This is a genomic window from Providencia rustigianii DSM 4541 (genome assembly GCF_000156395.1).
GTDB lineage: Bacteria > Pseudomonadota > Gammaproteobacteria > Enterobacterales > Enterobacteriaceae > Providencia > Providencia rustigianii.
Window position 1 is genome coordinate 143,774 of record NZ_GG703821.1, and the last position, 21,058, is coordinate 164,831.

The window sequence follows — 21,058 nt, forward strand, 5'->3', positions numbered from 1 at the left end:
TTTATTGGCTCGAAGATTTTATTTTTCCCTTAAGCCAATATTTCATTATTTGATAAAAAATAAATTTATTGCAATGTACTCACTTGTTCTTCCATCGGTAATACCAAGTCATCCAAAATAGCCCATTTCACTTGATTACCATTGATATCACTTGGTAATTTAAAGCGTTGCTCACTCAATGGTTTTAGTGGTTTGAATAACTCATTACTGTTTATTTCTTTCCCTCCGACATTCACACTATCAAATGAAAGATAAATCGGAGAATTATTCATAACAATTAACTCATTGCCTTCACGCCTAAAACTTAATTTTTTTTGTGCCTCTTCGAACGTTAAACTTTCTAAGTTCTTAGGGCGGTAATACACTTTAAAGTGTAAAGCTTGAATGGCATCAAACTCAGCACTGTCTTTTTTTTCTTCTGTATTAGGTATTGAAGGTGGAATCGCTCTAAATTTTGCAATATAGACCGTTTCACGGTCACTTGGCATTTTAGCTGTATCACCCACAAACATTACACGCCAATCATAACGCTGACCGGGCTCTAACTTATATAAAGGAGGAGTAATCATAAACGGAAAATTATCGGTACTTTCCAGTGTATTTACCCCTGTGTCTTCATCTAACTTTTCAACACTTGCTTGCATTAAATATGGTGTTTTAGTGGTTGCATTGCGCAAACGAAAGGAAACACTTTTCTCCCCTTCAATAAAGGTTTTACGCTCATAGGGAAAAACAATGGTATCTGAGCTAGCACTCTCGAAATCAGATGCAAACGATGGCATTACACCGAATAATAATGATAGCGTTAAACCCGTTATCAGAATGCTGGCCCATTTTTTCATTGATAAACCTTTATAATTTATTAAATGCTGAGGATAGATTAAATTTTTGTATAAACCGCCACTTCGACACGCGCTCGGTATTTACCAGGATCAACATTATTATTGGCACAAATAGCCCATTTAATATTCAGGCTTTCCTGTTGATTTGCTACTGAGTTTTTACCAATTTCTTGGTCTTCATTATTAAATTTCAATAGCTTAGTATTTGTATCATTGCTACATAACAGAGTTGAATCATCCCCATCTTTGTACGGCAGCGCTAATAACCAAGGCGCTTTAGCATTATTAATTTCCGTTCCATCAACTTTATTAAACCACAATTTTCTTGGGTTACTGGTATCTACACGCCCCTCACGAGAAATTGCGGTAATATAAATAGGTTTATTATCTGCGGTACAGGTGTATTGAAAGCGAGATTCTCGCGTTTCTTGATTGCTTCGCCCCATCACGATATCAAATGTTGATTGGGTAACATTTTTGATTTTACAAATACGTACCACTCGAATATTGGTGATAAATTCAATACGCTCAGAAGAATTCGCACCATTGGGGCTTACACGAGGTCCTTGAGTTATCACACTTACTCTTTTTTGTAATCGGAAGCGCCCGGGTACTAATTGAAAATTAGTATACAGTTCAAATCGAGAACTTGTATTAAACGTAATAAATTTTCTCATGGTGTCATACCCTTCCTGATATGCATTGGGAGGATACATACAGATATCAGCACGACTAAAAGTATCAATGAGTCCGGTAGCTGGCCTAAAAAAAGTTCCGGTATAATTTCGCTCTAATCCACGCCATTGTTTTTTAAAATCAGCATCACTTCCAAGTATGCTTACATTGTAGTTAATAGTCGGAATAATCCAAGCTTGTGATCCTGCAGGTTTACTTCCATCAGGAAGGAAAAAATCTAATGCAAAACCTTTTTTACTTGTGCCGGGTATTGTGACCACAAATCCTGAATTTGCTGATTTGCAATAGCTATCACCATCAGATAAACCAACAAGTGCCCATTCTGAACTCCAGAACCCTCCGTTTCCATAGGTTCCAGAAGTACTTAAAGATGTCGTGCCTGTCAAACGCGCTTCAACTAAATAGGGCTCAGTAGAAGCTACCGGTGTATCTAAGTCCAGCAACCCTTCTAAAACAATATTCATCACTGCATGGGCTTGGCCTGAAAACAACCCCGTCAGAAGCGCAAACATACTGAGTTTACAATAGATTTTAGAATCATTACCTGCCATATTACACCCTTACATGTTTTTTATATTAAACACAGATTTCGCTATTATAAATCTACTGGCAAACTGCCGAAATTGTACGAACTGGCTGTGATGGGCTAACTTGCATAGCATCTAAACCAGAGAAAGTTGCGGTACATTGCTGGCTATCATTGCTACCCCAGCTAATATTTAATTTACCATTTGCCGGTAATCCACTCATGAACACTTGATTATTATCACCGACAATTCCAGTATTCTCTTCTGTTGCATCAGATCCATTCAAAGATGCCACAGCACCGAATGGCACAGGTTTACCTGACGGCGTTTGTAGGTTAATGATGGCCTGTAAACCCAGCTTAGTATTAAACTTCACTTTCACGATCGAACCTGCTGATGGATAAACTGTTTTACTGGTTTCCTTTAAGATCACATCATGAGGTAACGTATTCACATCCATATTAATAATGTTTGCATTATATGGGGACGTATAAGGATAAAGTGCATAACCTGAGTTATTAATGACGGTATCTTTACTTCCCACCTCAGCACCCGTAGCACCATCAGCTTCGATAATTGCCAAACTGCTCCCCATTGGCTTACCTAGCAATACTCCGCCAGAATGAATTAACATCCCACCACTCATACTCGCATTAACACTATTACTGTCCTTACTGTAATTATAGCCTGCGGAGATATCGCCTTTTGAACCGGAGTAACTCGCATTAAGTGACCCATTATTCCCTACACCTTTATTCTCATAACCTTGAGAAATACCATACCCCAGTTTATTGTCTAAGAAGCTACCATTAACTGAGAGCTGATTTGTCATTCTATGTTCATTATCCTGAGTAAATATATAGCTACTACTCATATTTCTAGCCAATTCATGGTTAGAGAAAATACTAAATGGTATGTTCACGTTAATCGAAATTTGGCGGTTTTCAGGCCAGGAAGACTCACCTTTCATTCTGTCGATACTGTAACGAATCGAGTAATTTATCTGATTTAAACTTCCGTTATAACCAAATGCAATCTGACGTACTTCACGGTCAATTTCCCAGTAATCAGAAATGCTTCCAGATAAGAATAAACTACCGTATTTACCTAGTGATTGGCTGATTGAAGTCGTAAAGCTTGCACGCTGACGTTGATTCAGCCATGGCGCCACATCATCTTTTAAACGGCGATCATAGTTATTAAAATCCGCAAAACTAAAGTAAGTACGACTAGAATAACGCAGAGCGGTTAAGTCAACAGATGTCCCTGTTGTGGTCATACTTTTTGAATAACGAATCCGGTAAGATTGACCGGATTTATCCCCAAGGTCTCCACCCATAGCAGCTGTAGCATGAGTAATATCCGCAGAGAGTGCACCAAAAGTACCAAGAGAAATACCTAAACCTGCTGCAGCTGAGGCGTAATCTTTCGCCATCAATAAGCCGCCGTATAGCGTAGTATTTGTTGGTAAACCATAAATAAATGAACCTAAAAAGAAATCAGATTCTTTTGAACTAACCGTATAGCCGCCATTATAACGCCCTACACTGGTTTCATATCTATAACCACCAGGACGAACCATGACAGGTAAAGAGGAATAAGCCACTGTAAACGTTTTTTCAGTACCATTTTCTTCAGTTACTGTTACATCAAGGTCACCCGCGTTTCCTGTTGCATAAACATCTTTAAGTTTAAATGCGCCGGGAGAAACATAGGTTTGATAAACAATATAACCATTTTGTCTGATGGTAACGCGTGCATTCGATGACGCGATTCCATTAATTTCAGGCGCAAAGCCACGCTCACTACTTGGTAGCATTTCCTCATTAGAGGCTAACTTAACCCCTTTAAATGGAATGCTGTCAAAAACGTCACTACCTGTGGTAATTTCACCCATCATCAATGTTGAACGAATAGAGTGTATTGCTCGCATCACATAAGTGTTATTAAATTCTGTCGAAGATTGTGAACCGTAGTCACCACTGCTACGAGAATAAGACATATTCGAACGTAGTCGCCAGGCCCCTATATTTAATCCACTCGCCACAGTTGCAAAAATATTATCTGTTGTATTTGAGCCTGAATAATTGGAATCGTAGCGATTTTTGTTACCACTCACAAAATAGTTAAAAAACAGAGCTGAAACGCCATCATCCAACAATTCGGGACTGATGTATCCCTGAGCTTTTGTTAGCATTGCAATTTGTGGAATTTCAACACGCACGATTAACTTAGACATATCCGTGGTAACAGATGCATCTTTAATATATTCATCAAGATTAAAAATTTTAGTATTTGGATCTAGCGCATTTAAACTTGAAATAGCTTTAACATTCACCCCCCACTCAGCAAGTAACGCAGGAGTAACAACAAGAACAATATCCCCTTGCTTATTAGGTGCGAATGTAAGTAGATTATCGCCTAAGTTATTTCTATTCACTTCAAGTTCAACATGGTATTCCCCTGCTGGAATACTATTCGAGCGACTAAATTGAGAAAGGTCTAACTGGCTAGCATCTACCCCTAGTTGACTCTCTAACATGCTCGGATCAAAATAGTCATCGCCATAAGAATATAGAGATAGACATATCAATGAAGATAATAAGCTGATTTTAAATAATTTGTTGTCCATTTCTATAGCCTTTATTCATCTTTATATTGGTTTCACATCAACAGACTAATTAAAAATTAACTGTTATATATGTACCTAAGTATTAGCTATGACCCTATTTATCCTTAATCTTCGAGTCCTTCACTATTTCAGTTTCTTTTTTTATTACTTGCTTTTCTGTTGTGGTACCAAAGTCATTTAAAAAATACCAACTAACCGTCGATGGATTATTAATATTTTTGCCAATTTCATAGTGGCTAAATGGCTTTAATAACAATGATTCTTGGTTCATTTCCCCATCGATAGTTAATCCCACCAACGTCATATAATATGGAGTTGTATTTTCAAACTGCCATTTGTTATTCTTTTTAACTAAATTGATTTTTTTATAATCATTTAGATTAGGTTCACTAATTATTTCCGGCCGATAAATTAATTTAATTACAAATGCAGTTACAAATACTAAGCTAGGCTTATCTTTCTCTTCTTCTTTTTTTATTGCAGGAATAGCTCTGGCTTTTAAATAAAAAATTGACTCTCTATCTTTTGGCAAATTTGCAATGTTATTGGGTAAAACTCTTGCTGCAAACTCACTTCTTGCATCAACTCTAAAAAGCGGGGGGGTTAAAATAAAATTATCAACAATTTTACCATCAACATCATCTAAAATAGAGGTTTGAACTAAAATTGGTGATGCAGTATCGTTATGAACTTGCATAACCTGACTTTTATCTTTCTGTGAATATATGATACGGCTTTGATTCAAAGACACACCATCCGCATGTGCAATAAATGTCATTGAATATGTAATCAATATTATAAATAATCGAAGTAACATATTATTTCTCTTAATCAGAAACATAAGTCAATGTTAATGTTGCTTTAAAGCCGCCTACGTTGACATCATCTGCACATTCCGTTGTTCCAGTTTTGCACATAACATAAGCATAAAAAGTTTTTGATAACGCTGTTTCTTCTATTTTTGGAAATAATTTATTATTTTGCTCAGTAACAAAATCAGCATCACCTTGAGTTGCATTATTTTTATTCGATATTCTGATGGCAAATGTTTTACCAGCATCATCTAAAAATCCATTTTGCTCTGCTTTATAATTACCCGTAAGGGAAATATATGCACCATCATGATTTTTAGTTTTACAATTTTGAATAGTCACTTTGAATGGTAATTTCAAATTCCCTGTTGGAACGTCACTCTTAAATTTACTAATTGGAATATTACCAAAATCCACTTTATTAGCTGAAGTTCCTTCAATATTAATATCACAAGTATTCTTAGGAACAGTAAGGTTAAATGTAAAGTCGTGCAAACCATCATCCCTAGCTTGAGTACTATTAAATATACTACTGAATAAAAATAAGCTTCCACCGATTAATAAATGTAACGCTTTCATAACTCATTCCTTTTATTATGGTTGAAGCAATGTAATATCAACCGCAGCAACTAACTCTCCAGGCGTTGGTCGACTTGTTCCTAATTGAACAACACTGACTTCAAAATGGCTTTCTAAGCTAGCATTTGCCGTAACTTGAAAAGGAATAACGCCACCACCATTAATGTCTACAATATTACAATTTGCTTTGCTGCTATCACATTTTCTTAAAACAAAAGCAGCTTTTGTATTATTAGTTGTCGGATAAATTTTATTACTAGGATCTACTGAAGTTCCCGTACTTGCTGCAACCTTCATTAAATAAGGAGCACTTCCTGTCGATAAATCAAACTCAGAACAGGTATATCTCAATGAGAATGGCTTCAAAAATGTTTTATCGTTAATATCTTCTTTTACATTAGGAATAAAAATAGGTTTAAACTGTACTTCCATTTTATCGACTGAAACAACGCAAGTTCCTTTAATAACATTACCAATTACTTGCATTTCAGCAGCTTGTGAATTTTGGATTACACCAAAATAACTGACGGATATAAAGAATAAAATATAAATTTTACACATTAATTGTTTAGTTAACTTGCCCGCTATAAACATCTTCGCCTCCCAAATCATTTATCACCGTCCAAGTGGCTATACCTTTACGTCCATTAGCAGGAACTATATAACTAAATGAATTAAATGGAGAAACCATTGTATTATTCTTTTTCAAACTTAATTCGACCTTCACACCATTTATTTTTAATTCATTTAGTGAGATATAGTAAGGTGAATTATTTTCAACAACGACACCGGTTGATGTTGATTTAATAATTAGCTGGCTATAAGCTTCCTGAGGTGAAACTTTTAAATGACTTGGTCTATAAAATAATTTTATTACGTTATTATAACCAATATTTAATGCTGTACGATCTGCCGGTCCATTTGTTGCTGGAATCATAATGCCGCTAAAATAGAAAACAGATTCTCTATCTCTTGGTAATGAATTTTGCTGCGCAAAAACTCGAATATCTTGAGATTTCCCAGCATCAATCTTGATTAACGGTGGCGTAACCGTAAATGGGGCTGGACCAGTGCCATCAGCTTTTTGACTTACAGAAAATTTAGCTAAATAATTTATATCTGTTTTATTTCTTGCACCAATTGATGCACTATTTTCATCCTGTATATAAACTATGCGAGTCGCATTCAGCCCTACACCATTAGAATAAGCAGGAAGAGTCGTTAATGAAAACAATAGAGTTAAACTAACACCTAAAATCTTTGTTGCTGAGATCTTTTTTACATCTTTTGTTTTCATTATCTTATCCATATATCTAAGATTAAATAAGAGGCTTTTAAAAAAGCCTCTTCACAATAAAAACTAAACTAATTAGTTATAAGATACAGTGAAAGTTACTGGTACGTTTAAAGTATCAGTTTGAACACCGATTTGAGTCAGAACTAATTTAGCAGCAACTGGAATCGCAGCTGTACCGTTAGCAGCAATATCGTTAGCCAGTTTCAGTTCGTTATCTGTGTTTGGCAAAATTGGAGTTGCACCAGAAGTTAATTGTACTGCTAATGCATTTGCTGCTGCGTTTGCGAAGAATTCGCTATAACGAGTAGAAGCATCACCGTCTGCACGAACGAAGATGGCAGCATCTTTCGCTGCTGCTTTAGAGCAGTTAGAAAGAACTAAATCAAAGTTTTTAGTAACACCTAACTGATCTTTAGGGTTTTTACCCGTAGTTTGGTCCGCAGTGAAAACACCCCAATCAACAACAGAACCAGCTGCAGATGATTTAACATCACAAGATGCTGCACGTAATTGTGCTTTAAAAGTTACTGTTGTACCTTGTTTGCTTGGCTCATCAGCTGCAAATGCAGAACCAGCGATCATTGAACTTGCTAATACTGCGATTGTTGCTAATTTTTTATTGAATAACATATTAAATACCTCTGTATTCATGTCATGTAGTAGTGAAAGACACAATTTTTTTATTAAGTACCAAGTTCCAAAATATCCTTATATCGTTGTCCCTAAATTCATGCATTGAAGCTTGGTGGATTTTTTGTTGGCTTTCTCAAACCAACATTAGAGAGCATTAAAGATCCTTTTAATCCTCTTTTTTAAAGTCGCCCGTTTTCCATTACTGACTTTAAAAAAGAAACTATTTCTATACCTACACATTAGAGACCAACACCAATATAGAAATAGTTAAATGGACAAAGATTAAAGCATTGGAAAGCATCACGAACTATTTAATAACTTAATTTAATTCTTTAATTCAAACTGACTTTAAATAATAAACTGAGCGTTGCATTAAATTTTTATATCGCTTGTTACTTTCTGTTACTTTCTGCGGTTAATTCTACTCAGGCAATATATATTGTCAAAAATACGCACATACAGCCAATCAATCAGTCGATAATAAATGAAAATCGAAATTCAATAGATTTTAATTTCACATTACGAATCTAATCATATCTTTACATTTGTTTTTTTAAATTATTTATATAAATTCACATCCGACCACTTACATAATTTCTTTAAAAATGACAGTTATCGATTAAATTCAAAAAATATATAATTATGTATTTTACTCTACTGATGACATTAAAAACATAATTAAAGTCATTATCCAGAATTTAATTCTATAAACGGGAAATTGAAAATATTATAATCTACATTGGATTAGTCTAATTAAGATAAGTCTTAATTAAAATTTGAGTTAAAGCCTGTTAGAATAAAGGATTATATGTGTTCATATTGTTAACTTACCTATCTCAAAATAATGGAACTTAAATTAAATTTTCCATTATTTGAGTATTTATACTGATACCCATACTTACATTAAAGTTTATTTTAGATTTTTAGTGACGACAAAAAATAACTTAGCTTTTACATAACCACCTTAAATCTAGTTTCATCCTATGCATTCCCCTCTATCAGTAAAAAATTATGATAAACTAATAAACATTGGACATATTCTTGAGATTAGATGGAGTCAAGTTAATGAAAAAAATGAGTGCAGATATGTTACTTGCAACAGCCAAACGTATTTGTGAGTCCAAAGGCGTTCGTTTGACCCCACAAAGAGAAACGGTATTACGTTTAATTGCTCAGCAGTCTCGAGCTATCAGTGCGTATGACCTACTGGATTTATTACGTGAAATAGAACCGCAAGCAAAGCCACCTACCGTTTATCGTGGTCTTGAATTTCTGATGGAACAAGGCTTTATCCACAAAATTGAATCAACCAACAGCTACATCGTCTGTCATCACGTTGATAATCCAAGCCATACTTCTGTAATGCTAATTTGCGATAACTGTGGGAATGTAACGGAAAGTGACGGCGTGGCAATTGAAGAAGCGATTATGGATTTAGCGGAAAAGCATCATTTTCATCTAAGGCATACCGTTGTTGAAAATCATGGCCTATGCAAAAATTGCTATGAAACTGCAATTTGCCAAGATCACGCACATTGTGGTCACGACCATCAGATACCGATAAATTTAAAAAAGAAGTAATAAAGAAGAGATAAGTGAGAAAAAATAGGAGTAATGTCTTTCTATATAAAGGAAGCTATATAGAAGAAGAGAAATTTAAAAACTATTGAGTCTGCTTCCAGACTCAATCATTCAACATCAATACCAATCACCGTTGCGAATAACCCCAACAGCCAAACCTTCAATGGTAAAATTCTGCTGACGTAAATCAACAACAATAGGTGCAAACTCAGGATTTTCTGCAATCAGCTCAACGCGATTACCCTGCTGCTTAAAGCGTTTTACGGTAACTTCATCTTCAATACGAGCAACAACAACCTGTCCATTATGGACATTCTGAGTTTTGTGTACTGCTAATAAATCACCGTCCATAATTCCAATATCTTTCATTGACATGCCATTCACGCGCAGTAAAAAATCCGCATGTGGTTTAAATAATTCTGGGTCAACGTGATAATGGCTTTCGATATGTTCTTCAGCGAGTAATGGTTCACCGGCAGCAACTCGGCCAATGAGAGGTAACCCAATATCATCATTAGATTCTTCTAAAAGCAGACGAATTCCTCTGGAAGCACCAGAGACAATTTCGATAACCCCTTTACGCGCTAAGGCCTTTAAATGTTCTTCTGCCGCATTAGGCGAACGAAAACCAAGGCTTGCTGCTATTTCAGCGCGAGTCGGTGGCATACCTGTCTGCGAAATGTGGTCACGCACCAGATTGTAAACCTGCTGTTGTCGAGCCGTCAGTGCTTTCATTCCATTCCCCTGTTTGTTTATACAGTCAGACTGTGAGTATATACAGGTAAATAGGGATTGGGAACCGTTAAATCACTCAATATCCGCATTTTTTACTGATATTTCTGTGTTTTCATCATTAAACGGCAAAATAACGTGACCATAAAATGGTTGCCCAAATAAACAGTGCTAAACCTATAGTCACAAAAACCGCTGCTGAACCAATATCTTTTGCCCGCCCAGAGAGTTCATGATATTCAGTCCCCACCCGGTCAACTACCGCTTCAATAGCGCTATTAATTAGCTCGATAATAGCAACAAGCACCACCGAGCCAATCAATAAAATCCGCTCTATTTGGCTAACATCCAAATAAAAAGCTATAATTATCGCTATGATAGCAGCAACTGCTTCCTGTCTAAACGCGGCTTCATTGACCCATGCAGCTTTTAAACCCTTAAGAGAGTATCCAGCTGCTTTAATAACGCGTGTAAATCCCTTGGTTTCACTTGCCATATTTTTTCCTTAAATTTCTAAACAATAATCAACTTTTGCGGTCAAAGTGAATTATCGATAACAGATCTGAACGCTGCTTTCTGGTATGATCACGCAGCATTTTTAACAAGAGGCTATAATCATTTATGTCACTATGGCGTAAAATATATTACAACATGTTGAATTTACCACTAAAATTATTGGTAAAAAGTAAACTAATTCCGTCAGACCCAATCGCAGAGCTGCAGCTTGATACTAACAAGCCAACTCTCTACGTATTGCCATACCATTCAAAGTCTGACTTGCTAACATTACGACACCAATGTTTAGCCATCGGTCTTCCTGATCCGCTGGTCGATAACGACATTAATGGAACAAAACTTCCAGCTTACGTCTTTATTGATGATGGTCCGAGAGTTTTTCGCTACTATTCACCAGATCCACGTAAAGAGTCAGTGAAAGTATTCCATGCGTATCTAGATTTACATAAGAATAACCCAAATCTTGATATCCAGATGCTACCGGCCTCCGTCATGTTCGGTCGTTCACCGGGTCGTGAAGGTCATAAGCCCGCACCACTGAAACTCCTAAATGGTGTTCAAAAATTCTTTGCTATCCTATGGTTAGGTCGTGATAGCTTCGTCCGTTTTTCACCCAGTATCTCATTGGGGAAAATGGCGCAAGAGCATGGTACAGATACGATTATTGCGAATAAACTCGCTCGAGTTGCTCGTATCCACTATTCTCGCCAGCGTCTGGCTGCTGTTGGTCCTAAACTACCTGTTCGCTATGAGCTCTTCAATAAGCTTCTCGCTTCAAAAGCGATTGAAAAAGCCGTTGAAGATGAAGCCCGCAGCAAAAAAATTCCATTACAAAAAGCCCAGCAAAATGCCGTGGCGATGATGGAAGAAATTGCTGCCAACTTTTCTTACGAAGCTGTTCGTCTGAGTGACCGCGTACTTAGCTGGACTTGGAATCGCCTGTATCAAGGCATCAATGTTCAGCATGCAGAGCGCGTTCGCCAATTGGCTCAAGATGGTCATGAAATTGTGTATGTGCCATCTCACCGTAGTCATATGGACTATCTGTTGCTCTCGTATGTTCTGTATCACCAAGGGCTAGTTCCTCCACATATCGCAGCGGGGATCAACCTCAATTTCTGGCCAGCAGGTCCGATATTCCGCCGCCTTGGTGCATTCTTTATTCGCCGAACTTTCAAAGGTAATAAGCTTTACTCGACTATTTTTCGTGAGTATCTCAGTGAGCTATTTGCTCGCGGCTATTCCATTGAATACTTTGTCGAAGGTGGGCGCTCCCGCACAGGTCGCTTACTGCAACCGAAAACCGGTACTTTATCGATGACCTTGCAAGCCATGCTACGCGGGGATTCTCGCCCAATTACCATCGTGCCTGTCTATATTGGCTATGAACATGTTATGGAAGTGGGTACTTACGCCAAAGAATTACGCGGTGCGGAAAAAGAGAAAGAAGGCTTTATCTCGATGATCCGTGGTTTGCGTAAACTTCGTAATTTAGGTCAAGGTTATGTGAATTTTGGGCAACCTATTTCATTACCGCAATACTTAAATAATCGCGTACCTAATTGGCGTGAATCTATCGATCCTATTGAGCCTCAGCGTCCAAGTTGGTTAAACCCAACCGTGAGTAGCTTAGCAGATAACATTATGGTCAATATCAATAATGCTGCCGCAGCTAACGCAATCAACTTATGTGCGACAGCATTATTGGCATCACGTCAGCGCTCACTTACTCGTGAACAGCTGATTGAACAAGTGGATTGCTACCTGCAATTACTGCGCAATGTGCCTTATACCGCAGATGCAACGACGCCAAATAAAACGGCGGAAGAGCTTCTCGAACATGCACTGCAAATGGATAAATTCGAAGTCGAAAAAGACAGCATGGGGGATATTATTATTCTGCCTCGCGAAAATGCCGTCTTGATGACTTACTATCGCAATAATATCCACCACTTACTGGTTCTTCCATCACTGATTTCCAGTATTGTTCTGCATCATGAGCAAATTAGTCGCCAAGAAATCCACCAGCAGGTTGGGCTGATTTACCCATTCCTGAAAGCTGAGCTATTTATGCGTTATGACAATGATGCTCTGGTCAGCACCGTGGACACCTTAATTGACGAGTTAAATAGCCAAAAACTGATCAGCTTGAAAGATGGCGATCGTGTGGCATTAAACCCACACCGTATCCGCCCACTGCAATTATTGGCTGCTGGCGTACGCGAAACCTTACAGCGCTATGCAATTACGCTGTCATTACTCAATGCTAGCCCAGAAGTCAGCCGTAATACTTTAGAAAAAGAGAGTCGCATGCTTGCCCAGCGTCTATCTGTTCTGCATGGTATTAATGCCCCTGAGTTCTTTGATAAAGCGGTCTTCTCAACACTGGTCGATACCCTGAAAGAAGAAGGTTATATCGATAATGATGAGACGGATATTTTTGCGACAAATGCGAAAAAACTGTATGCCGTGCTTGCTCGCTTAATGTCACCAGAGATTCGCTTAACTATTGAAAGTGTGAGCCAAACCGAGGAACTTTCAGCACCAAAGGTAAGTTCAAAAGACACACTCAAAGATACCTCTAGCGAGTCAGACGATAAGCAGGATTAACTGATTGAGTTGATTCTCTAACCGTAACAAAAAGGGGTAATGCCTAAGCATTACCCCTTTTTTATCGCATCTATTTTAGTGATTATAAATAGCTAATCACCATGCCAATAAACAGAATAAAACCCACATAGTTATTGTTCATAAATGCTTTGAAACAGGGTGCACGTTCGCGATTAACCATCAATTGCTGTTGATACACAAACAAGGCTGACGTTAGTACCAGTGCGGCATAATAAACCATACCTAAATTTGCAAGAAACCCAATCACCACCAGTAATCCAACCATCACAACTTGCAGTAAACCAATGATCAGCTTGTCGTAATTTCCAAATAAAATCGCGGTCGATTTGATGCCAATTTTTAAGTCATCATTACGATCAACCATCGCATATTGGGTATCATAAATCACTGACCAAATAATATTAACCAAAAACAGTAACCAGCAAACAAGAGGTAAGGACTCACTTACTGCCGAAAACCCCATTGGAATCGACCACCCAAAAGCAGCACCCAACACAACTTGCGGTAAGTTACTGACTCGTTTAACAAAGGGGTAAATCCACGCTAATGCTAAACCCGCTACGGATAGCCAAATAGTCATCGAATTGAGTGTCAGGACTAATAAGAAGGAGAAGCCCACTAAACAAGCAAATAGGATTTTTGCTTCTTTTTCTGTGACGTCACCACTAGGCAAAGGCCGATGCTTGGTTCTTTCCACATACCCGTCAAAATTACGGTCCGCAAAGTCATTGATTACGCATCCCGCAGCGCGCATCAGGAATACGCCGGCTGTAAAGACGATCAAAAGGTGCAAACTAGGTGTGCCTTGAGCGGCAATCCACAGCGCCCAATACGTCGGCCACAGTAATAATAATGAACCAATGGGTCTATCAATACGCATTAAACGGCTGTATGCATGCCATTTACTTAGCGCCATACTTCCCTCCACGTTTTCGTGCTCCTTTACGCTTCTATTTTACCCATAAATGTCATTTGATTATGTTAGATAGTTATCTATATGCAGGTGATTCAGGTAAAAATATTTCAGTTAATAATAAGGGCTTTTGAGATAATCTCAGCAGAGAACGTCGCACCCAACGATCCGCACTGGTGCCAATATCAATATAATCTCGGGTAAGACTATCATGACTAAAAAGGTAACGCCCTAATGGCACACGACCAATGTCCACCAGCTTTTTATCATCGTTGGTGAGGGTCTCTTCAGGGATCAATGTTCTGCCTATCAACCACGGAATATTATCCCCATACATAATGACTTCTCGCAACCAGTAACGTTGACTTTCGGGTAAACGCTCGGCTTCATCAGCGCTCAGCATCTCTGGAGTGATATAGCGCTCTAAATAGGGAATTACCGTGACTTTTTGGCAATGCTGCTCGAACCGTTTAGTCATTGAACCACGCTCTTGCAGCCAATCTAGTACACTGTTAGGAACTGACTCATCATCCTCGTTTAGCCAATCAATGGGATGATGGGTAAAAATTGTTTCATGCATTCAATCTGATTCCACCATAGAACTTATGGTTACCTACTGCTTGCAATTCAATTGAGTTGAAAAGGTTTCCAGTCGCGTTCATCTTAATTCTTGGGCGATAGAATATCACGTTGTCATAGAGCAAGGTTAAAGATAGATAACAATTTATATAAAAATTCGTGAATTCAACACAATTTGTAAAAAATTTGTAAAAATTATTTTATTTATAATGAGTTAGCGAATTTTCTCTTTTTTATTAGGATCCTAACAGCCTGCTTAACACAGGCTGTTAATGGATTAAAAAACCAACATTAACGCCAGTTTTTATAGCAATTGATCAGCCCATTCGTCGAGCTATCATGACTATTTACTGAATCTCTATTTTCCAATTCAGGTAAAATTCGGCTCGCTAATTGCTTACCTAATTCCACACCCCACTGGTCAAAAGTGAAAATATTTAAGATTGCCCCTTGGGTAAAGATTTTATGCTCATACATCGCAATCAATGCCCCTAAAGAGTATGGTGAAATCTCTTTCAGTAAGATGGAGTTGGTTGGGCGATTACCTTCAAAAACTTTATAAGGTGCAACATATTCCATCTCTTCAGCACTTTTACCTTGAGCGGCAAATTCAGCATCCACAACTTCACGGGTTTTACCAAAAGCTAATGCTTCCGTCTGAGCAAAGAAATTAGACAGTAGTTTGTCGTGATGATCTCCCAATGGGTTATGGGTCACGGCTGGCGCAATAAAATCACATGGGATCATTTTAGTACCTTGGTGGATCAACTGGTAAAATGCATGTTGTCCATTGGTTCCCGGTTCGCCCCAGATAATTGGTCCGGTTTGATAAGTCACCGCCTTGCCATTACGGTCGATGTACTTGCCGTTAGATTCCATATTACCTTGTTGGAAATAGGCAGCAAAACGGTGCATATATTGATCGTATGGCAGAATCGCTTCAGTTTCTGAACCGAAAAAATTGTTATACCAAATGCCAATCAGTGCTAATAATACTGGGATATTTGTTTCCAGTGGCGTTTGGCTGAAATGTTTATCCATCGCATGTGCACCGCTCAGTAACTGAACGAAATTATCATAACCAATAGATAAAATAATCGATAAACCAATTGCAGACCACAGAGAATAACGACCGCCTACCCAGTCCCAGAACTCGAACATATTGTTGGTATCGATACCAAATTTCGCCACTTGCTCACTGTTAGTGGATAACGCAACAAAGTGCTTGGCGATGTGTTTCTCATCTTTGGCAAACGTCATTAACCAATCACGAGCAGAATGCGCATTGGTCATGGTTTCTTGTGTAGTAAATGTTTTTGAAGCGATCAAAAATAGCGTTGTTTCTGGATTCAGCGTTTTCAACGTTTCTGCGATTTGTGTGCCATCAACGTTAGAAACAAAATGCATATTTAAATGGTTTTTATAAGGGCGTAATGCCTCAGTCACCATGAAAGGGCCTAAATCTGAACCACCAATCCCAATATTCACCACATCTGTAATGGCTTTACCGGTATAGCCTTTCCATTCACCACTAATGATGCGGGTACTGAATTGCTTCATTTTTTCCAGTACTGCGTTCACTTCCGGCATCACATCTTTGCCATCGACAAATATCGGTGTGTTATCACGGTTACGCAGTGCGGTATGCAATACGGCACGATCTTCAGTACGGTTAATTTTTTCACCACTGAACAGACTTTTGATTGCATCTTCAAGTTCTGTCTCTTTGGCTAATGCCAAAAGTTTGTCCAATGTTTCTTGTGTAATGCGGTTTTTGGAGAAATCCACTAAGATTTGGTCATCAAATGTGGCTGAAAATTTCGTAAAGCGCTGTGTATCTTGTGCAAACAAATCTCGCATATGCACATCTTTCATTTGTGCAAAATGCTGTTCTAGCGCCCGCCATGCTGCCGTTTGGCTTGGATTGATACTTTTCATGGATAACACTCCCAAAACGATTTCAAATTAAAATAGATTGTAACTCGTCGAGAAAACGAAGCTTATCGGTTTTCTGCGTTCTCATTATCTACTGCTGTTAGGCCTATTCTCCCAAACCTCGCCGCAACTGTCCTCAAAATTATTCATTCTGCAATAATTTAGTCAGATGAATAAGATCGACATTGAAAAAACCGATAATCTATTACTCATCATTAGAATTACTGATTTACCTCGATTCATGTTGGAACCGTAACATTACTCATCATTAGAATTACTGATTTACCTCGATTCATCATTGACGATAAGTGCCAAACTGGATAAATCTATAAGTCCAACATATTTCAAGCTGTTGATGAGCGACTTATTCCGCAAGTTCCACATGAATTATATTGGGATCATAAATTATTTAAGGCAGGCGGTTTAATTAAAGGGATTGGGATCATGAATACAGTAGCTGACAGTCATCAGTTTGTTATCGCGAAATTTGGTGGAACTAGTGTCGCCAACTTTGAGGCTATGAACAAAAGTGCGGATATCGTACTGGCAAATAACCATGTTCGCGTTGTCGTACTCTCAGCCAGTGCGGGAGTGACTAACTTATTGATCGAGCTTGCGGAAGGTTGCGATACCGACAAACGCAACGAGCTACTGCAAAAAGTTAAACAGATCCAATATGACATTATAGATCATCTGCAAACCGCAAATGTGATCCGCGAAGAGATCGATAGATTACTGGAAAATATTGCCCACTTAGCTGATTCCGCATCCTTAGCCACATCCGATGCATTAACGGATGAGATGGTCAGCCACGGCGAAATTATGTCGACGCTACTATTTGTCGAAGTTCTGCGCCAGCGTAATAGCCATTCGCAATGGTTTGATGTGCGTAAAGTCATGAGAACAAATGAACAGTTTGGTCGCGCGGAACCTGATCTCGAACAGCTTAAAGCGCTAGCCCAGCAACACTTACTGCCTCGTTTGCCTGATTCCGTTGTCATCACGCAAGGATTTATTGGTCGTGATGCCAAAGGACGCACCACAACATTAGGTCGTGGCGGTAGTGACTACACCGCTGCACTATTGGCTGAAGTTTTAAATCTATCCCGAGTGGATATCTGGACTGATGTTCCAGGGATTTACTCCACCGACCCTCGTGTCGTGCCAAATGCACAGCGTATTGATGAAATCGCCTTTGATGAGGCCGCTGAAATGGCAACCTTTGGCGCGAAAATTCTGCATCCAGCCACCTTGTTGCCAGCCGTACGTGCGGGCATTCCAGTTTTTGTGGGATCGAGCAAAGCACCTGAAGCCGGTGGAACTATCGTCTGTGACCAAACCGTCAACCCACCACAATTTAGAGCGTTGGCACTGCGCCGCAAACAAACATTACTGACATTGCATAGTCTGAAAATGCTCCATGCCCGTGGTTTCTTAGCCGAGATTTTCACTATCTTATTGCGCCACAATATTTCAGTAGATTTGATTACGACATCAGAAGTCAGTGTGGCGCTAACCTTAGATACTACAGGGTCGACGGGCACCAATGGCAGCTTACTGACCAATGCATTAATGACGGAATTGTCTGCTCTGTGCCGTGTGGAGGTTGAAGAAAATCTCGCTCTAGTCGCGATTATTGGTAACCAGCTATCTCAAGTTAATGGGTTAGGCAAACAAATCTTTGGCGTCTTAGAGTCATTTAATATTCGCATGATCAGTTATGGAGCCAGCAGCCACAATATCTGTTTATTAGTCCCCGGTGACGATGCAGAAGAGATTGTGCGTACTTTACACAGTAATTTATTTGAATAAGACGATGATTTAGGATGGATACGGGCAATGGCGTCATTGCCCGTTAAACATGTAACCGCAAGGGATGCTATTCCTGAAGATAAACTACCTATCGGCTTAAAAACGACGTAATTAGCCCATGAAACACTGACTCGCTGACACTCTGCTCTTCTCCGCTACGAATACTTGCAAAGCGCTTTACCGCAAGCTCTTCCGAATTAGCTTCTAGCTCTTCAAACTGACGTTGATAACCCGCTTGGAGAAGCGCTGAGACCCTCTCGGTATTTCTAACATCTAAAGCCACAACTTCATCGGATTTAGTAAAAAAACAATAAGTGCTCATGTAACACCTCATTTTTCATACTCAGTAACGACTACTTTAATGACATTAATCTAATGGAGACAATTACAATAAATGTTCAACGACTTTCTAGTTTATAAAACTATACTTCATTATGAAAATAAATTTAACGTATATCCTTAAGCCATAATTTATGGATAGTCTTATTTCATCAAAGGTTATTACGGATTTATTCTAAAAAACGCCTCAGAAAATATCAAAGAAAGATATTTACAAATGGCATCAAAATGATATTTATAGGCGGTTAATAAGAAATCAAATAATGAATTTATGGATTGGAAGCCAGCAATTTTAATATTACTGCTGGCTTAGGATGATTATGTTATTGATTAATGAACCAATTGAGTAGATACGGAATTTTTCACACTTTCTGTGTACTGCAACATACTTCCTTTAGTGGCGCTCTCTTCTTGCAATAATTTGAGATTATTTTTGGCCGTGATATTTCCCAACGCATCCGCTCGCTCAAACCACATAATCGCCCGGAAAATATTTTTAGTGCCACCTTCCCCTCTGGCATACATCACCCCAAGGTTATTCTGTGCATCACTATTTTCTTTAAATGCGGCGGTTTCAAGAAGTTCACGCGCTTTTTGACTATCTTGAGCAACCCCATTTCCTGTGAGGTAAAAAATCGCTAACTGATTTTTTGCCTCCATGTTGTCCTTTTCAGTCATTTGTAGCCATTTAACAATCTGCTGAATATCCACATTTTTTAACTGACCAGAAAGGTATAAATCTGCCATTTTTAATTGAGCGGCAGTAATGTCTGATTCTGCCAACTCCATATACCATTGGATAGCTTTAGCCATGTCTTGCTTGACACCGCCTAAGCCTTTTTCATAAAACTCAGCAACTCTCATTGCCGCCTCTGCAGATTCATTATCTGCTGCCAACTGATACCATGCGAAAGCTTCAGCCAAATCTTGCCCGACGCCATCACCTTTTTCATAAGCTTGCCCTAATGCATATTGAGCCCCAAGCTCTCCTTGATTCGCCGCTCGCTTATACCAGTAGACCGCTTGATAGCTATTTTTTTCTATTAATGGATGACCTTTTTGGTAAAAGTCTCCCATGTTTTTTTGAGCTATTGACGACCCCATATTCGCTGCTTCGCGATACAAATAAATGGCAGACTCATCGTCTTTTTCCATACCCTCGCCATTTTCATACATCACGGCAAGGTTATTGACCGCGGAAGCGACTCCATTTTGAGCGCTACGCTCATACCACGTATAGGCTTTAGCATAGTCAACATCGCCCCCTAAGCCATCGTGATAAAATAAACCGATAGCAAACTGAGCATATTCTTGATCTTGTTCTGCGGCTTCAAAATACCACGCCCGCGCCTGCTTATAATCTTTTGGTACACCAAGACCGCGTTCGTACAGGTATCCCATGGCATATTGGCAGTAAGCATCCCCTTTCTCTGCGCACTTACGATACCAATTTGAAGCTTGCTCATAGTCATTTTTACGCTGAGCTAACATACCAATATAATAATCACCATCTGTACTATTTAAATCAGAGGCTTTCTTGAACCAGTAATACGCTTTTTTCTCATCGGCCTCTAGAAACTCTGCACCATCTAAATAAGCCACACCCACATCGATCATCGCGTCGACTTTTCCATTATTCGCTTCTTTAATTCTATTTTGAAAATCAACAGGAAGATGGCTTTGATCTATTTGCTCTGTCACTTTGGGTAATGGTTCAACCACTACAGCATCCGTTTGTGGCGCTAAAACAACAGGTAAGATCGTTGATGAGGAAGGTATTGATGACGATGCCGCTGAGAGTTTCTCATTCGTCATATTTATCTCTACAGATTCTGCATTAACATAGGGAATATAAATAGCGCAGATACCGAATAATAGAGAAGGCAATTTCATGACATTTACTCACAGCTTGGCATTGACCAGAGCTATATAAGATATCATTACCATACAAAAATCATAAGGACTATAAGCAGAAAATAATCAATTGAAGGGTTATTTTAAG

The 21,058-nt window shown here is 38.7% G+C and carries 18 protein-coding genes; 3 read left to right on the forward strand and 15 right to left on the reverse strand.

The genetic code is table 11. The features are described from left to right. Positions 1-65 precede the first annotated feature (65 nt). The 8 genes from PROVRUST_RS16575 to PROVRUST_RS16610 form a co-directional block, all read right to left on the reverse strand. Positions 66-842 carry a fimbrial biogenesis chaperone gene (locus tag PROVRUST_RS16575; RefSeq protein ID WP_006816054.1) on the reverse strand — a complete coding sequence of 259 codons (777 nt, stop codon included), beginning with the start codon at positions 840-842 and terminating at the stop codon, positions 66-68. Positions 843-880: 38 nt separating this feature from the next. Next, entirely contained in the window at positions 881-2,089 is a 1,209-nt protein-coding gene (locus tag PROVRUST_RS16580; RefSeq protein ID WP_006816055.1) for a hypothetical protein, read from the reverse strand. Between the two features lie 52 nt (positions 2,090-2,141). Further along, positions 2,142-4,697 (reverse strand): fimbria/pilus outer membrane usher protein, encoded by a 2,556-nt coding sequence (locus PROVRUST_RS16585; protein ID WP_039855768.1) that lies wholly within the window; start codon positions 4,695-4,697, stop codon positions 2,142-2,144. A 94-nt stretch (positions 4,698-4,791) separates the two neighbouring features. Beyond that, entirely contained in the window at positions 4,792-5,514 is a 723-nt protein-coding gene (locus tag PROVRUST_RS16590; RefSeq protein WP_050767651.1) for a fimbrial biogenesis chaperone, read from the reverse strand. 10 nt (positions 5,515-5,524) lie between these two features. Further along, positions 5,525-6,088, reverse strand: a complete 564-nt coding sequence (locus PROVRUST_RS16595) for a fimbrial protein (protein ID WP_006816058.1) — start codon at positions 6,086-6,088, stop codon at positions 5,525-5,527. A gap of 15 nt (positions 6,089-6,103) precedes the next feature. Beyond that, a complete protein-coding gene (locus PROVRUST_RS16600) occupies positions 6,104-6,682 on the reverse strand; it encodes a fimbrial protein (RefSeq protein ID WP_006816059.1) in 579 nt (192 codons plus the stop codon). After that, a complete protein-coding gene (locus PROVRUST_RS16605) occupies positions 6,657-7,385 on the reverse strand; it encodes a fimbrial biogenesis chaperone (RefSeq protein ID WP_039855769.1) in 729 nt (242 codons plus the stop codon). The genes PROVRUST_RS16600 and PROVRUST_RS16605 overlap by 26 nt, the downstream gene beginning before the upstream one ends. A gap of 72 nt (positions 7,386-7,457) precedes the next feature. Beyond that, a complete protein-coding gene (locus PROVRUST_RS16610) occupies positions 7,458-8,015 on the reverse strand; it encodes a fimbrial protein (protein WP_039855771.1) in 558 nt (185 codons plus the stop codon). Between the two features lie 1,068 nt (positions 8,016-9,083). On the opposite strand from PROVRUST_RS16610, the gene zur reads away from it, so the two are divergent. Further along, the gene (zur, locus tag PROVRUST_RS16615) at positions 9,084-9,599 is read left to right on the forward strand and encodes a zinc uptake transcriptional repressor Zur (RefSeq protein WP_006816062.1); all 516 of its coding nucleotides are present in this window, start codon (positions 9,084-9,086) and stop codon (positions 9,597-9,599) included. A 117-nt stretch (positions 9,600-9,716) separates the two neighbouring features. Here the strand turns inward: zur and lexA are convergent, their stop codons facing one another. Continuing rightward, the gene (lexA, locus tag PROVRUST_RS16620) at positions 9,717-10,334 is read right to left on the reverse strand and encodes a transcriptional repressor LexA (protein ID WP_006816063.1); all 618 of its coding nucleotides are present in this window, start codon (positions 10,332-10,334) and stop codon (positions 9,717-9,719) included. Positions 10,335-10,452: 118 nt separating this feature from the next. Further along, the gene (locus PROVRUST_RS16625) at positions 10,453-10,827 is read right to left on the reverse strand and encodes a diacylglycerol kinase (protein ID WP_006816064.1); all 375 of its coding nucleotides are present in this window, start codon (positions 10,825-10,827) and stop codon (positions 10,453-10,455) included. Positions 10,828-10,952: 125 nt separating this feature from the next. Between PROVRUST_RS16625 and plsB the strand changes: the two genes are divergently transcribed. After that, on the forward strand, positions 10,953-13,457 hold the full coding sequence (plsB, locus tag PROVRUST_RS16630; RefSeq protein WP_039855773.1) for a glycerol-3-phosphate 1-O-acyltransferase PlsB: 2,505 nt from the start codon (positions 10,953-10,955) through the stop codon (positions 13,455-13,457). Between the two features lie 82 nt (positions 13,458-13,539). On the opposite strand, the gene ubiA is transcribed toward plsB, so the two are convergent. The 3 genes from ubiA to pgi all read right to left on the reverse strand — a co-directional run bounded on the left by ubiA (position 13,540) and on the right by pgi (position 16,908). Beyond that, positions 13,540-14,394 carry a 4-hydroxybenzoate octaprenyltransferase gene (gene ubiA, locus PROVRUST_RS16635; RefSeq protein WP_006816066.1) on the reverse strand — a complete coding sequence of 285 codons (855 nt, stop codon included), beginning with the start codon at positions 14,392-14,394 and terminating at the stop codon, positions 13,540-13,542. A gap of 73 nt (positions 14,395-14,467) precedes the next feature. After that, positions 14,468-14,971: a chorismate lyase gene (ubiC, locus tag PROVRUST_RS16640; RefSeq protein WP_006816067.1), complete on the reverse strand. Its 504-nt coding sequence runs from the start codon at positions 14,969-14,971 to the stop codon at positions 14,468-14,470. Positions 14,972-15,261: 290 nt separating this feature from the next. After that, positions 15,262-16,908, reverse strand: a complete 1,647-nt coding sequence (gene pgi, locus PROVRUST_RS16645; RefSeq protein WP_006816068.1) for a glucose-6-phosphate isomerase — start codon at positions 16,906-16,908, stop codon at positions 15,262-15,264. Positions 16,909-17,349: 441 nt separating this feature from the next. On the opposite strand from pgi, the gene lysC reads away from it, so the two are divergent. Further along, entirely contained in the window at positions 17,350-18,717 is a 1,368-nt protein-coding gene (gene lysC / locus PROVRUST_RS16650; RefSeq protein WP_006816069.1) for a lysine-sensitive aspartokinase 3, read from the forward strand. An 88-nt stretch (positions 18,718-18,805) separates the two neighbouring features. Here the strand turns inward: lysC and PROVRUST_RS16655 are convergent, their stop codons facing one another. Both PROVRUST_RS16655 and PROVRUST_RS16660 read right to left on the reverse strand, forming a co-directional pair. Further along, positions 18,806-19,039: a hypothetical protein gene (locus PROVRUST_RS16655; RefSeq protein WP_006816070.1), complete on the reverse strand. Its 234-nt coding sequence runs from the start codon at positions 19,037-19,039 to the stop codon at positions 18,806-18,808. A 347-nt stretch (positions 19,040-19,386) separates the two neighbouring features. Next, positions 19,387-20,949 (reverse strand): SEL1-like repeat protein, encoded by a 1,563-nt coding sequence (locus PROVRUST_RS16660; RefSeq protein WP_006816071.1) that lies wholly within the window; start codon positions 20,947-20,949, stop codon positions 19,387-19,389. Positions 20,950-21,058: the final 109 nt, after the last annotated feature.

What these genes read in the sequence shown, in the direction of transcription:
- PROVRUST_RS16575 (WP_006816054.1), bottom strand. Translation starts at nt 842, where the DNA reads ATGAAAAAATGGGCCAGCATTCTGATAACGGGTTTAACGCTATCATTA.
- PROVRUST_RS16580 (WP_006816055.1), bottom strand. Translation starts at nt 2,089, where the DNA reads ATGGCAGGTAATGATTCTAAAATCTATTGTAAACTCAGTATGTTTGCG.
- PROVRUST_RS16585 (WP_039855768.1), bottom strand. Translation starts at nt 4,697, where the DNA reads ATGGACAACAAATTATTTAAAATCAGCTTATTATCTTCATTGATATGT.
- PROVRUST_RS16590 (WP_050767651.1), bottom strand. Translation starts at nt 5,514, where the DNA reads ATGTTACTTCGATTATTTATAATATTGATTACATATTCAATGACATTT.
- PROVRUST_RS16595 (WP_006816058.1), bottom strand. Translation starts at nt 6,088, where the DNA reads ATGAAAGCGTTACATTTATTAATCGGTGGAAGCTTATTTTTATTCAGT.
- PROVRUST_RS16600 (WP_006816059.1), bottom strand. Translation starts at nt 6,682, where the DNA reads ATGTTTATAGCGGGCAAGTTAACTAAACAATTAATGTGTAAAATTTAT.
- PROVRUST_RS16605 (WP_039855769.1), bottom strand. Translation starts at nt 7,385, where the DNA reads ATGAAAACAAAAGATGTAAAAAAGATCTCAGCAACAAAGATTTTAGGT.
- PROVRUST_RS16610 (WP_039855771.1), bottom strand. Translation starts at nt 8,015, where the DNA reads ATGTTATTCAATAAAAAATTAGCAACAATCGCAGTATTAGCAAGTTCA.
- zur (WP_006816062.1), top strand. Translation starts at nt 9,084, where the DNA reads ATGAAAAAAATGAGTGCAGATATGTTACTTGCAACAGCCAAACGTATT.
- lexA (WP_006816063.1), bottom strand. Translation starts at nt 10,334, where the DNA reads ATGAAAGCACTGACGGCTCGACAACAGCAGGTTTACAATCTGGTGCGT.
- PROVRUST_RS16625 (WP_006816064.1), bottom strand. Translation starts at nt 10,827, where the DNA reads ATGGCAAGTGAAACCAAGGGATTTACACGCGTTATTAAAGCAGCTGGA.
- plsB (WP_039855773.1), top strand. Translation starts at nt 10,953, where the DNA reads ATGTCACTATGGCGTAAAATATATTACAACATGTTGAATTTACCACTA.
- ubiA (WP_006816066.1), bottom strand. Translation starts at nt 14,394, where the DNA reads ATGGCGCTAAGTAAATGGCATGCATACAGCCGTTTAATGCGTATTGAT.
- ubiC (WP_006816067.1), bottom strand. Translation starts at nt 14,971, where the DNA reads ATGCATGAAACAATTTTTACCCATCATCCCATTGATTGGCTAAACGAG.
- pgi (WP_006816068.1), bottom strand. Translation starts at nt 16,908, where the DNA reads ATGAAAAGTATCAATCCAAGCCAAACGGCAGCATGGCGGGCGCTAGAA.
- lysC (WP_006816069.1), top strand. Translation starts at nt 17,350, where the DNA reads ATGAATACAGTAGCTGACAGTCATCAGTTTGTTATCGCGAAATTTGGT.
- PROVRUST_RS16655 (WP_006816070.1), bottom strand. Translation starts at nt 19,039, where the DNA reads ATGAGCACTTATTGTTTTTTTACTAAATCCGATGAAGTTGTGGCTTTA.
- PROVRUST_RS16660 (WP_006816071.1), bottom strand. Translation starts at nt 20,949, where the DNA reads ATGAAATTGCCTTCTCTATTATTCGGTATCTGCGCTATTTATATTCCC.